At 36.0% G+C, this 13,526-nt stretch carries 13 protein-coding genes; 8 read left to right on the forward strand and 5 right to left on the reverse strand.

From position 1 onward, the window contains the following. Window positions 1-5 precede the first annotated feature (5 nt). Together DFQ03_RS16280 and DFQ03_RS16285 are read right to left on the reverse strand one after the other, a co-directional pair. Entirely contained in the window at window positions 6-743 is a 738-nt protein-coding gene (locus tag DFQ03_RS16280) for a hypothetical protein (protein WP_133674310.1), read from the reverse strand. 11 nt (window positions 744-754) lie between these two features. Continuing rightward, window positions 755-910 carry a YqaE/Pmp3 family membrane protein gene (locus DFQ03_RS16285; protein ID WP_073240341.1) on the reverse strand — a complete coding sequence of 52 codons (156 nt, stop codon included), beginning with the start codon at window positions 908-910 and terminating at the stop codon, window positions 755-757. Between the two features lie 95 nt (window positions 911-1,005). Between DFQ03_RS16285 and DFQ03_RS16290 the strand changes: the two genes are divergently transcribed. The 8 genes from DFQ03_RS16290 (at window position 1,006) to DFQ03_RS16325 (ending at window position 10,375) form a co-directional block, all read left to right on the forward strand. Next, complete coding sequence (locus DFQ03_RS16290; protein WP_133674311.1) at window positions 1,006-2,058, forward strand: helix-turn-helix domain-containing protein; 1,053 nt, start codon at window positions 1,006-1,008, stop codon at window positions 2,056-2,058. A 105-nt stretch (window positions 2,059-2,163) separates the two neighbouring features. Next, complete coding sequence (locus tag DFQ03_RS16295) at window positions 2,164-2,727, forward strand: TlpA family protein disulfide reductase (protein WP_133674312.1); 564 nt, start codon at window positions 2,164-2,166, stop codon at window positions 2,725-2,727. Between the two features lie 261 nt (window positions 2,728-2,988). Further along, the gene (locus DFQ03_RS16300; RefSeq protein WP_133674313.1) at window positions 2,989-3,498 is read left to right on the forward strand and encodes a GDSL-type esterase/lipase family protein; all 510 of its coding nucleotides are present in this window, start codon (window positions 2,989-2,991) and stop codon (window positions 3,496-3,498) included. Between the two features lie 39 nt (window positions 3,499-3,537). Further along, window positions 3,538-5,229 carry a lysine--tRNA ligase gene (lysS, locus tag DFQ03_RS16305; RefSeq protein WP_133674314.1) on the forward strand — a complete coding sequence of 564 codons (1,692 nt, stop codon included), beginning with the start codon at window positions 3,538-3,540 and terminating at the stop codon, window positions 5,227-5,229. 54 nt (window positions 5,230-5,283) lie between these two features. Further along, entirely contained in the window at window positions 5,284-6,714 is a 1,431-nt protein-coding gene (locus DFQ03_RS16310) for an SLC13 family permease (RefSeq protein WP_133674315.1), read from the forward strand. 193 nt (window positions 6,715-6,907) lie between these two features. Further along, on the forward strand, window positions 6,908-9,397 hold the full coding sequence (locus DFQ03_RS16315; RefSeq protein WP_133674316.1) for a zinc-dependent metalloprotease: 2,490 nt from the start codon (window positions 6,908-6,910) through the stop codon (window positions 9,395-9,397). A gap of 180 nt (window positions 9,398-9,577) precedes the next feature. After that, complete coding sequence (locus DFQ03_RS16320; protein ID WP_133674317.1) at window positions 9,578-9,757, forward strand: hypothetical protein; 180 nt, start codon at window positions 9,578-9,580, stop codon at window positions 9,755-9,757. A 162-nt stretch (window positions 9,758-9,919) separates the two neighbouring features. Then, on the forward strand, window positions 9,920-10,375 hold the full coding sequence (locus DFQ03_RS16325; RefSeq protein ID WP_133674318.1) for a hypothetical protein: 456 nt from the start codon (window positions 9,920-9,922) through the stop codon (window positions 10,373-10,375). A gap of 116 nt (window positions 10,376-10,491) precedes the next feature. Here DFQ03_RS16325 and hemL read toward each other — a convergent pair whose 3' ends face one another. From hemL to DFQ03_RS16340, 3 genes are read right to left on the reverse strand one after another with little or no spacing between them, the layout of a single operon-like run. Continuing rightward, window positions 10,492-11,772: a glutamate-1-semialdehyde 2,1-aminomutase gene (gene hemL / locus DFQ03_RS16330; protein ID WP_133674319.1), complete on the reverse strand. Its 1,281-nt coding sequence runs from the start codon at window positions 11,770-11,772 to the stop codon at window positions 10,492-10,494. Window positions 11,773-11,792: 20 nt separating this feature from the next. Continuing rightward, on the reverse strand, window positions 11,793-12,614 hold the full coding sequence (locus tag DFQ03_RS16335) for a glucosaminidase domain-containing protein (RefSeq protein ID WP_133674320.1): 822 nt from the start codon (window positions 12,612-12,614) through the stop codon (window positions 11,793-11,795). Further along, a complete protein-coding gene (locus DFQ03_RS16340; protein WP_133674321.1) occupies window positions 12,611-13,516 on the reverse strand; it encodes a 1-aminocyclopropane-1-carboxylate deaminase/D-cysteine desulfhydrase in 906 nt (301 codons plus the stop codon). The genes DFQ03_RS16335 and DFQ03_RS16340 overlap by 4 nt, the downstream gene beginning before the upstream one ends. Between the last annotated feature and the right edge of the window lie 10 nt (window positions 13,517-13,526).

The raw sequence follows: 13,526 nt of genomic DNA on the forward strand, positions 1-13,526 counted from the left end.
AAAGCCTATTTTTCTAACTCCACCTCAATTACCATAGATTCCGGATCCTTCATCATCTCCAAGAAGTTAACTTCATGCACCATAGTTTTACCGTCCATAGAAAATGTAGCTTCTTCAATATTCGTAGATTTTACACGTCTTGGAAAATGATACTTGAACGTATAAGTAGAACCTGACAAAAACATTTCTGCACTTGCCAAACTATCTATACTTTGTTCAAACAACTCTTGATTTAAGATTACTGTCTCACGCTTAAAAGTGTTCTTTTTAAAACTATAATTGACAGTTGTTGTTTCTTCTGTAGCACCACCGGGCATTGTCTTACCACCTGCAATAGGACCAACTGAACTGGCATTTTGAAATGCATTGAAGGCATCATTTACTTCAGATACTTTTTTAAAGTCTGTAAACATATTAAAATTCATAACTCCGCCTTCTGGATCGACTACCATTCGTAAACTAAAAGGCTCTAATCTTTTGAGCTTAGCTTGTTCCTCTGGCGATAACTGTGCTATGCTATCCCTTTTTTCTCTTAATAAATCTTTAAAAACTAAAGTAGAATCTATTGCTTTATCTAATTCTGTAGAATCAGTTTCTGGTATCATTTGCATCATTTCATTTCCATCAAAAAGAATGCTCATTTTACCAGACCCATCTTCATTGAAATAAATTTCTTCTGTAAAATTACAGGCAGCAACAAATACTGTTATGAAAACAACAGTTAGAATTTTAAAAAATCTCATGTATTTAGGTTCTAGTTAGGATTATTCAATATGACCAATGCAGCGATTACACCTGGTACCCAGCCGCAAAAAGTCAAAAGTAGAACAATTACAAAAGATCCACAACCTTTACCTAGAACTGCTAAAGGAGGAAAAAATATGGCTAGTAATACTCGAATTAAACTCATTTGATTATTATTTTGATTGATTGATGTACCTTATATGTCGCAATTACGCACGCTTTGTTACAAAATCCATTAATTTTATTACTTAGAACTTTTCAATGCTCAGAACAGTATTTTTTATTTTTATTTTTCTTTCCTGCTTCAAAGGGTTATCTCAATACAATTTCGAAGGTCAAATTGTCGACCAACAAAGCGAAAAAACCATTTACCTCTCTATCATTGAAGATTACCGAAAGTTTGGGAGAATTTCAATGGAACAGATTCTCAAAAAAACTACTACCGACTCTTTAGGGCATTTTAAATTCACAGGGGATAATCTTAATAATGAAAATAGAATATATAGAATACATTTAGACGACTGTACTGAAGCCAATACCAATGCAGAACATTTTTTTGGCAGCTGTGAGCATAGCAGAAGTATTCTATTCATCGCCAATAATAATGACACCGTTATTTTCCCCACATCATTTGCGAACGAAGCCCTTTGCGAAATAACTTCTACTAACAGCAAATCGGCCGCATTTTTAAATATTGATATATTAAAGGAAGAAATGGCTTTTGATTTTAGTGAATTTAGAAGTGATGCAAATAAAAAACTGAATTCTAAAAAATGGTTCAAGACATTTCAGGAGCTCGGAGAAAATTTAAACGAACCCTTGGCCGAACTTTATATTTTCAATTTTTTATCAGACAAGCGGAATGAAACATATACCTATTATCTAAAGGATATTGGCAAGACTAATTATTACAATGAACTTGGTGAGAGATTAGTATCCAACTATCCTAACGCATCATTTACCGATTTTTATCTAAACGAAATTAACATCGACCAACAATTAGCCAATAGAAATTCGCCTAGCTCTAATTACTGGAAATGGCTTCTACCTGCACTGCTTCTATTCTCTATTTCATTGAATATATTTTTAATTTTGAGACAAAAAAGAACTTCACTCAACTTACACAAAGAGTCTTTAGCAAAGCTAACCGAGCAAGAAAATAACATTGTACGACAAATTCTAAAAAACAAAACCAACAAAGAAATTGCCGCAGTCATGTTTATTAGCGTAAGTACTGTAAAAACCCATATTAACAACGTTTACAAGAAACTAGAAGTAACATCAAGAGAAGAAATAAAGAAACGCTTTCAATAAAATTTTAAATTTCCACCTAGGGTCTAGTACCCATTTCCACCCTTATATATCAAGCTTTCATTAATAATTTCATGAATTTTCAGGTCTAATCTTAAACCGAAAATCATGAAATTATCATCGTTAATTATCACCTTATTTTTAAGCTACGCCATCAATATCAACGCTCAAAAAATCAATCAAGAGGTAAATATTGAGAATCAACAAGCATTTTTATTGGGAGAAATTACTATAGATGCACTTTCATCTAACACCTACAAACCATGGTATGAACAAAACTTTGAAAACTATGAAACCGACCAAAACAATATTGAGGTATTTAAAGACAAACTATCATCATTTAAGATTTTGATTTTTATGGGCACCTGGTGTGGCGATAGTAGGCGCGAAGTTCCTAGATTTCTTAAAATTCTAAAATCTGCAAACTACCCTATAGAGAACTTAAAAATTGTTGCCCTAGATAAACGTAAAGAATCGTACAAGAAGAGTCCGCAAGGTGAAGAATGGGGACTCAACATACGCAGAGTTCCCACCTTTATCTTTTATAAATACGGAAGAGAAGTAAACAGAATCATTGAAACGCCCATAACAACCTTAGAGAATGATATCTTAAAAATTATTTCGCAACAGGAATACATTCCCAATTATACGTCATCATTACATTTCGATTAATAATATTCAACAATCCATTACCGGTGATTAATTGAGTATTTTATCCTAACTTTTAAAACTTTCGCAAAAGTTATTACGCTAAGTTATCATGAAATACTCACACCTTATTTATAAATTGACCTTAGTTAGTTTTCTGTTTAGCTTTTTACCATCATGCAGCCAGACCAAGGAAATAAGATCAGCGCAAATAGCAGAAGACACAAACAATTAGGTGAAAGTGTAGCTTTTGAAAATAGCTTTCCTGCTCAGTAAAGTACTAGAATAGAAGAAAACAAAAATCGTGTAGTCAATACAACCATTATTGCACAAACGGGTTGGAGAACAGACCAACTTATCTCTTCTGTTAGTGGTAGAGAATCTGCTGACTATAATTTAGTAACTTTGTTAATCGGCGTAAACAACCAGTTTAAATCGAGACCTTTTTCTCAATATGAAACCGAATTTACGGTCCTTTTAAATAAAGTTATTAGTCTAGCAGGCAATGACTCAAATAAGGTTATTGTACTCTCAATTCCTGATTATTACTTTACTCCGTACGGACAAAGTAATGGTAATCAACAAATCTCAACTGAACTTGACGAATACAACTATTTTGCAAAATCTACAGCGAAAGCAAAAGGAGTTACTTTTCTTGATATTACCGACATTACCCGAAAAGGATTAAACGAAATGGAATTGGTCGCTACTGACGGTTTGCATCCATCGGTACTAGCATATGAAAAATTTGTTGAAAGACTCTATCCTTTAGTGTCTACAAGATTGAAAGATTAAGTCATATCGATTATATTTGCCAGCTAAATAAACGACGGCATGCAATTATCGGAGCAAGAGCTTATCAGAAGAGAAAAATTGGAAAAATTAAGAGCACTGGGTATTAATCCTTATCCCGCTGCTTTATACCCTTTAAATTCCACATCGGCAAGTATAAAAACCAATTACGAAGAAGGCAAACAGGTTATTGTTGCCGGTAGACTTATGTCTCGTCGTATTCAAGGTAAGGCTTCTTTTGCCGAGCTTCAAGATAGTACCGGTCGTATTCAAGTTTATTTTAACAGAGATGAAATTTGCACTGGCGAAGACAAAACCTTGTACAACGATGTTTACAAGAAATTGCTGGATATTGGTGACATCATCGGTATTGAAGGTGATCTCTTTACCACTCAGGTTGGTGAAAAAACCATTATGGTGAAAAAATTTACCATGTTGAGCAAATCGCTTAGGCCCCTACCATTACCTAAAAAAGATGCGGAAGGTAATGTATATGATGAATTTAACGACCCAGAATTACGCTACCGTCAACGTTATGTAGATTTAGTAGTGAATCCAAAGGTGAAAGAAACGTTCATTAAAAGAACCAAAATCACCAATAGTATTCGTGAGTTCTATAACGACAAGGGTTACTTAGAGGTTGAGACTCCTATTCTGCAACCTATACCTGGTGGTGCAACTGCACGACCTTTTTTAACACACCATAATGCACTGAATATTCCTTTGTACTTAAGAATTGCCAACGAGCTTTACCTTAAACGATTAATAGTTGGTGGGTTCGATGGTGTTTATGAATTCTCTAAGGATTTTAGAAACGAAGGAATGGACCGTACCCATAACCCAGAATTTACCGTAATGGAATTGTATGTTGCATACAAAGATTACAACTGGATGATGGATACCACAGAGAAATTATTGGAGAAAATTGCCATGGATTCTAACGGTACCACAAAAATAACGGTAGGAAAGCATGAAATTGAATTCAAGGCTCCGTATGCGCGTGTGCCAATTCTTGAAGCTATAAAAATACATACTGGTTATGATGTTGCAGGCATGCCAGAAGACGAATTACGCGAAACCGCTAAGAAATTAGGTTTAGAGGTCGACGATACTATGGGCGTCGGTAAACTGATCGATGAAATTTTTGGTGAAAAATGTGAGCACCACTACGTGCAACCAACATTTATCACGGACTACCCAAAAGAAATGAGTCCGTTGACCAAAGAACACAGAGACAACCCTGCATTGACCGAGCGTTTTGAGCTTATGGTAAATGGTAAAGAGCTGGCTAACGCTTACTCTGAGCTTAATGACCCTATAGACCAAAGAGAACGTTTTGAAGAGCAATTGAAACTTTCTGAAAAGGGAGATGACGAGGCAATGTTCATTGACCAAGATTTTCTTAGAGCTCTTGAATATGGTATGCCACCAACTTCTGGTATCGGTATCGGTATTGACCGTTTGGTGATGTTGATGACCAATAATGCATCTATACAAGAAGTATTGTTTTTCCCTCAAATGAGACCTGAGAAGAAGCCTTTACAATTATCTGAAAACGAAAAGGTAATTTTCGATATTCTAAAGGGCGAAAAGAAGATGGAACTTGACACCCTTAAAACGAAGTCTGACTTAAGTAACAAAGCTTGGGACAAAGGCATCAAAGGAATCACAAAGCAGCAATTAGCAAAAATTTACAAAGAAGACGGCGTTCTCTATGTTGAAATTTTGAAATAGCGGTTAACGAATAGCTAAAAAATAGTAGCTTAGAAGCTGGCTAAACCAACCAGCATGAACTTAAGTAGAAAAATAGGTCTGTTTACGGGTCCTATCATATTTTTTATTATCATTCTTTTACCCAATGTACTCATCTCTGAAAATGCAGACGCAGTCATAGCTGTTGCACTTTGGATGGTTATTTGGTGGGTTACCGAGGCGGTTTCTATTTCTGTAACCGCATTGCTGCCCCTACTCCTTTTCCCTATATTAAAAGTAATGCCCATTGGCGATGTTGGAGCAAATTATGGCAGTCCTATAGTCTTTCTATTTTTTGGAGGTTTTGTCATGGCATTGGCTTTAGAGAAAGTTAATCTTCACAAACGTATTGCCTTGAATATCATTAGACTTATGGGAACAACGGCGAATAAAGTAGTTCTTGGTTTTATGATCGCTACCGCTGTTTTAAGTATGTGGATCAGTAATACGGCGAGTACCGTAGTCATGCTACCCATTGCCATGTCGGTTATTAATTTACTGATAGAAGATGAAGACGGATTTACAAAGCGAGACCGTAATTTTGCCCTGAGCGTAATGCTGGGAATTGCCTTTTCTGCCAATGCAGGTGGTATCGCAACTGTTATCGGCACCCCGCCAAATTCAGTGCTAATTGGCTTATTAGAAAATGAATACAATATTGAAATATCATTTCTTAAATGGATGATTATTGGACTACCATTCTCCCTTATCATGATTTCCATTTGCTATCTTGTTCTGGTAAAAGCCTTCTTTCCTACTCAAGGCTTAAAATTTAAAGCATCAAAAACCATTATTCATGAGGAGCTATACAAACTAGGCCCCACATCAGGGAAAGAAAAAATGGTACTAACCATATTCGGAGTTACTATTTTTCTTTGGGTCTTTAGAACATTGATCAATTCCATATTTCCAAGTTTAGGATTAACTGACACACTAATCAGCATGTTCGCTGCTATTGCACTCTTTACATTTCCCTTCAGTCTTAAAAATGGTGATTTCATTTTAGAATGGAAAGACACTCAAAAGCTAGCCTGGGGAATTCTAATATTATTTGGTGGCGGACTCTCATTAGCAAAAGGCATGTCGGTTTCTGGTATTGTTGATTTAGTAGCGGAAGTTATAGGGCAAAGCGATCTGAGCATATTACTAACAGCGTCTTTATTGATTTTACTAATGTTGTTCATGACCGAGCTAATGAGCAACGTAGCACTTGTAGCTGTTCTAGCCCCGGTAGTTGCAGGTATTGCCATTGGTCTAGGCTTACCCATCACTTATTTACTTATACCTATTACCATTGCCAGTAGCTGTGCCTTTATGCTGCCCATGGCAACACCTCCAAATGCTATCGTTTTTGCCAGTGGATACATTAAAGTTCATGAAATGGCACGTGCGGGTATTATCCTAAACCTTATTGCCGTGTTTTTATTAATTGGATTATTCCAATTTGTGCTTCCGTGGTTGTTCTAAGAATCATCTAAAAAAATAAAGCCTTTGCAATTGCAAAGACTTTATAATCGACTAATTCAGAAATGAAAAAATGTTTATTCCTACTTAATAGACGTCATTATCTGTGTATTGTTACAAATAGGCTTAAGAAATTATTAACTATTTGTTCCAGATATTATTTCAATCTTTGAAAGATTACCAAACTAACTCACAAATGAAAAGAAAATTACTAGTAAAATTATTGCTATTTGTATGTGTTTTCGGCTACCAGAATGCCGAAGCCCAAATTTTTAAAAAGAAGAAAAAAGATACGGAGCAAGAATCTAAAAAACCTTCAAAAGATAAAATTCAACCTTACGATAAGGTTATTACCAAAGATGCCGTTAGTGATGCCGGACTTTTTACTACGCATGTAGTTGACGATAATCACTTTTTTGAAATTCCCGATTCCCTTTTCAATAAAGAAATGCTGATGGTAAGCCGAATGTCTAAAACTGCATCGGGCATTGGTTTTGGTGGTGGTAAAATAAACACTCAGGTTTTACGATGGGAAAAGAAAGACAAAAAAGTATTGCTTCGTGTAGTATCTCATGATGTAGTTGCTGCAGATTCTTTACCAGTACATGAAGCAGTGGTAAATTCAAACTTTGAACCCGTTTTATATTCCTTCGACATTAAGGCTGTTCAAAAAGATTCTCTTAACCCCACTACCGTTATTGAAGTCAACGATATTTTCATAAAAGATACCAAAGCTTTTGGTATGCCAGATAGATTTAGAAAAAGATACAAGGTATCTCGCTTAGATGAAGGTAGAGGCTATATTGAATCTATTAAGAGTTACCCTTTAAATGTTGAAGTACGCCACGTAAAAACGTATTTGGCAAGTGCTGCTCCCAGTAACCAAACGCTAGGTTCTATTTCTGTAGAAATTAATAACTCTATGGTATTATTACCTGAAGAACAAATGAAACGCAGATACTTTGACGAACGTGTTGGTTGGTTTGCTCGTGGTCAAGTAGATTATGGTTTAGAAGCCCAAGAAAGTAAGACTATCAAATTTTTAGACAGATGGCGTTTAGAAGTGAAAGATGAAGATCTCGAAAAATATAAGAACGGTGAACTTGTAGAACCTAAGAAACAAATTATCTATTATGTAGATAGAGCTACCCCTAAAAAATGGATACCGTTTATTAAACAAGGTATTGAAGATTGGCAAGTTGCTTTTGAAGCTGCAGGTTTTAAAAATGCAATTATTGCAAAAGAACCACCTACTGCAGAAGAAGACCCAGAGTGGTCTCCTGAAGATATACGCTATTCTGTAGTACGTTACTTAGCATCACCAATACCAAATGCAAACGGACCTCATGTTAGTGACCCTCGTAGCGGTGAAATTTTAGAATCTGATATTAATTGGTACCATAATGTAATGACTCTTTTGAGAAATTGGTACTTTGTACAAACAGCGGCTATTAACCCGGCAGCTAGAGGAGTATCTTTTGACGATGATGTAATGGGTCGCTTAATTCGTTTTGTATCGTCTCACGAAGTTGGTCATACCTTAGGTCTACCGCACAACATGGGTAGTAGTGTTGCATACCCTGTAGATTCTTTACGTTCAAAAATTTTTACTCAGAAATATGGTACGGCTCCATCTATTATGGACTATGCGCGTTTTAATTATATAGCACAACCTGGTGATGAAGGTGTGGCATTAATGCCAGATATTGGTGTTTACGACAAGTACGCTATTCAATGGGGATACAAACCTATACCGAATACCACTGCTGAAGAAGAAAAATCTACTTTAGACAAATGGATTATGGCTCATGCCGGTGATCCACTATATAGATTTGGTCACCAACAGGTAGGTGATATCGTTGATCCTAGCTCACAAACCGAAGATTTAGGTGATGATGCCATGAAAGCTAGCGAATACGGTATTGCCAATCTTAAAAGGATCGTTCCAAAATTAATTGAGTGGACCGCAGAAGATGGTAAAACATACGAAGACCTTGACAAACTATACGGTCAAGTATTCTCTCAATTCAATAGATACATGGGTCACGTTTCCAACAATATTGGCGGAGTTTATGAAAACCACAAGACCTATGACCAAGAAGGTGCTGTTTACACAGCTGTACCAAAAGAAAAACAACAAAGAGCTATGGCTTTTCTTCACGAACAACTCTTCGAAACCCCAATGTGGATGTTGGATCAAGATATTTTGGAGCGCACAGAATACTCCGGCTTCTTAGAGCAAATGCGTTCTATGCAAGTACGTACCCTTAATAATGTACTTGGTTTAGGCAAAATGGCACGTTTGATCGAAAATGAGACTGTAAATGAAGACAATTCTTATTCTTTGGCACAAATGATGAGCGAATTAAGAAAAGGTATTTGGTCTGAAGCTAAATCTGGAAAAGCCATTGACACCTATAGAAGAAACCTTCAAAAAGCCCATATAGATCGCTTAGAATATTTGTTGACAGCAGATAATCAAGCCAAAGCTTCTGATTTCGGTGGCTACAGAAAATCAACAGTTGTCAACACTAGCCAATCTGACATTAGAACAATTACAAGGGCAGAACTGAACATTTTAAAGCGCGATATTAGAAACGCGAGGAATAGAAACTCTGATATGATGACGAAATATCATTACGACGATGTTTCTGAGCGTATTAACGTCATTTTAGACCCTAAATAAATAGTCGTTGAAATACCAATTTTGAACCTCTATCGATGAAAAACCTATATCATCGACGAATGAAATGTATTAACCACATTTTAAATATTCTAGACATCAAAAAAAGCCCATTACACAACAATGGGCTTTTTCATGCGTTATTCTTTTTTAGATTAGCAATGAATTTAAAACCCCCAAATCATGACCAATAAATTAAAAAGTCTTATTTACCTAGTTTGTTTCATTTGTGCTTCTATTGTATACCATCAAAACACTAATGATAATGTACAAGAAGAGATCGTAACAAACACATACGATCAAGAAGCTGATATCGTTATTAACCCTTACAAAACAATGGAGGGCAGAACACCAGCAAATTAAAATTTTTACAATATTTACCTACTTATAAGCGCGGCCACCTACAGCCGTGCTTTTTTGTTTTAAACACTTTACCCTGCCGTTAAACTTTTACTAAAATGAGGTTTGCCATTAAACCTATTTGAAATATTCATGTCAAAGAACCAAATAATTAAAACAATAAATATGAAAAAAATACTAATGGCCATTTTAGTAATGGCAACAATATCGGTAACTGCACAAGATCATAACATGAAGGGTAAAAGAGGCGACCTGAAGGATTTATCTCCCGAACAAGTAGCTACTTTACAAACCAAAAAAATGACCTTAGCATTAGATTTAAATGAATCGCAACAGGCAAAAATCAAAACTATTCTTACCGAAGATGCTACTGCTAGAAAAGCAAAAATTGAAGAAAGAAAAGCTAGCAAAGAAGATGGCAAAAAAGTATTGACTGCAGATGAAAAATACGCTATGCAAAATGAGCGATTAGATCATCAAATTGCACGTAAAGAAGAAATGAGATCTATTTTAAGTGCTGATCAATTTGAAAAATGGGAGAAAATGAGCCACAGAAAAAAAATACGTGGTCATGGTAAAGATAAAGGCTACAAAAAAGGAAAGCGTTCCTCTAATGAATAGTTCAGAATTAAGTCGATCGTGTATCAACTTATTTCAGGATAGAACATACTGCATATAAAAAGAGCCCTCAAATGAGGGCTCTTTTTATTTATTCAACCAGCGTTAATATGTTTACACTATAGCTCTATTTCTTTCAACGCATTTATAGTAGCGTCTAAATCTTCGTAACTTAAAGCATCATTTAGGAAATAACTTTCAAAAGCACTTGGCGGTAAATAAACACCTCTCTCTAACATACCATGAAAGTATTTCTTGAACGTTTCATTATTTCCTTTCGCTGAAGAAGCAAAATCAACTACGGGCTCATCCGTAAAATGTACCGATATCATACTACCGTAACGATTAATTTGATGCGCTACCTTTCTCTCTGTCAACACTGCCGCAATGCCTTCATGTAAATATTCTGCTTTTTTTGCCAGACTTTTAAATACTTCAAGGTTATTGTTCAATTCTGTCAACATGGCCAAACCTGCACTCATTGCCAACGGATTTCCACTTAAGGTACCTGCTTGATAAACGGGACCATCAGGAGCAAGAAAATCCATTATTTCAGTTCTAGCGGCAAATGCTCCTACTGGCAATCCGCCACCTATAACTTTACCGTAAGTAACGATATCAGCTTTAATATTCAGAACTTCCTGTGCTCCACCTTTCGCCAAACGAAATCCGGTCATTACCTCATCGAAAATCAATAGAATTCCCTCTTGGGTACAAATGTCACGTAGCCCTTTCATAAATTCATCCGTAGGTACAATACAACCCATATTCCCGGCAATTGGCTCAATAATAATTGCTGCTAATTCACCTTTATTAGCTTGTACCAATTCTTTCACGCCCGCTAAATCATTATAATCTGCCAATAAGGTATCTTTTGCCGTACCCTGTGTAACACCAGGACTATTAGGACTACCAAAAGTAACCGCACCACTACCCGCTTGGATCAAGAACGAATCTGAATGACCATGGTAGCATCCGGCGAATTTTATGATTTTGTCCTTTCCCGTAAATCCCCTTGCCAAACGCACAGCACTCATACAAGCCTCTGTACCGCTATTTACGAACCTGATCTTATCCATGTTCGGCACCATAGAGATAGCTAATTTAGCGAGCTCTGTTTCTATTTCTGTTGGCATACCGAACGATGTACCGTTCTGAGCTCTTTCTACTACCGCATTAATTACAGGTTCATAGGCGTGACCCAAAATTAACGGACCCCAAGATGCTATATAATCTATAAGCTTGTTACCATCTTCATCATACAAATACGCCCCTTTTGCCTTTTTAACGAATATAGGGTCGCCGCCAACAGCTTTAAATGCGCGTACCGGAGAATTAACGCCACCAGGTATATATTTCTTTGCCTCAGTAAACAAGGCACTACTTCTTTGATAAATCATTCTCTTAATCAATTTTACTATTATTTGACTTTAATAGGCTGCCCAATAGACAAGTCCGCACTGCGTAAATTATTCAACTTCATCAATTCATCGACACTCATATAATACTTTCTAGATAATGAGTACAAGGTATCACCCTTTTGCACTGTATGAATGTTATTAGCATCATTTGTTACTATCGTTGTGTTTTCATAATTGGCTTTTCTAGTTTGCCTGTCATACTTTTGCAAATCATACTTTTCTATTAAATAGATCAGTTTTTGCGGGTATTTTGGATCAGTAGCATAACCTGCCTTTCTTAAACCTCTTGCCCACCCTTTATAATCGTTATGTCTTAAATCAAATAGAAATGCATATCTAGACCTGGTTGTCAAGAATATACTATGATCTCTAAAAGAATACATGGGATGATTATATTTTCTAAAACACTCTCCCTTTTCATCATCATCATGAAAGTCATAATCACCTTCCCAACCTTTATGACATTTAATTCCGAAATGATTATTGGTTTTCATAGCCAATTCTCCTTTTCCGTTTCCACTTTCCAAAAGTCCTTGTGCCAAGGTTATACTTGCCGGTATACCGTAGCCCATCATCTCTAATTGTGCTGTCTCTGCAAATGTGCTTATGTATTCTGAAGGAGAATCTATATGGAAGAGAATAAATTTGGATGGCTCTGCAGGTAGATTTGCATTTCCTTCTTTTTTAGAAATATCTGAAGTTGACTTTCTACGTTCGGTCTGTACGTTTTTGGTACGTAGCTGGTCTGAGTATCTTTTCTTGGATTTACAAGACGATAACCCGATCCCAATTAACAAAAACAATAAAATTATCTTTTTCATATATTCAACAAAGGTAAATTTTTCTTTTTCAGTACACTATTCATGCCAGCAATACCCTGCAAACCACCTGTATGTATTGCCATAATTTTGGTTCCTGCCGCAAAAGTATCACGCTTAACCATATCGAACAACCCAAAAATCATTTTTCCGGTATAAATGGCATCTAAAGGAATATTGGTTTTTTCTTTAAACGCATTTATAAAATGAATTAGTTCTTCAGATATTTTTGCATAACCCCCAAAATGGTAATCGGTTAGTAGCTGCCAATGTTTATTGTCCACCATTTTTTCAATTTCATCTTTTAAAAAATCGCCTTTCAACGCCGAAAATCCTAACACTTTTTGATGTGAAAAAGAAGACTTAATCAATCCGGATACCGTACCGCCAGTACCAACACTGCTACATATAATATCATATTCTTTATCTTCAGGGGTAATAATTTCTTCGCATCCTTTTATTGCCAATTCATTTGTACCACCTTCTGGTACTAAATAAAAATCACCAAATTCTTTTCTCAAATCTTCAATGAATACATGATTCTCTTTTTCTCTATAATCGCTTCGAGTTACAAACTTAAAACGCATACCATCTTCATTAGCCCTCTTTAATGTTGCATTCATTTGCCAAGAACCTTCAAGTTCTTCGCCACGTATTACCCCTATGGCTTTAAAACCTTTTTCTCTTGCCGCATAAGCCGTAGCGGCAATATGGTTAGAATATGCGCCACCAAAGGTTAATATGGTATGCTCATTTTCTGCCTTGGCAGCCAATAAATTATATTTGAGTTTTCTGTATTTATTTCCTGAAATAAATGGGTGCAGTAAATCTTCGCGTTTAATAACAAGACTAACTTGCTTTTCTGCTAATAATGGATGGTCAACTAATTGATTAATGCTTTGCAAGTAGGGCGAA

Origin of the sequence: Maribacter caenipelagi (genome assembly GCF_004364175.1) — a bacterium.
Classification (GTDB): domain Bacteria; phylum Bacteroidota; class Bacteroidia; order Flavobacteriales; family Flavobacteriaceae; genus Maribacter; species Maribacter caenipelagi.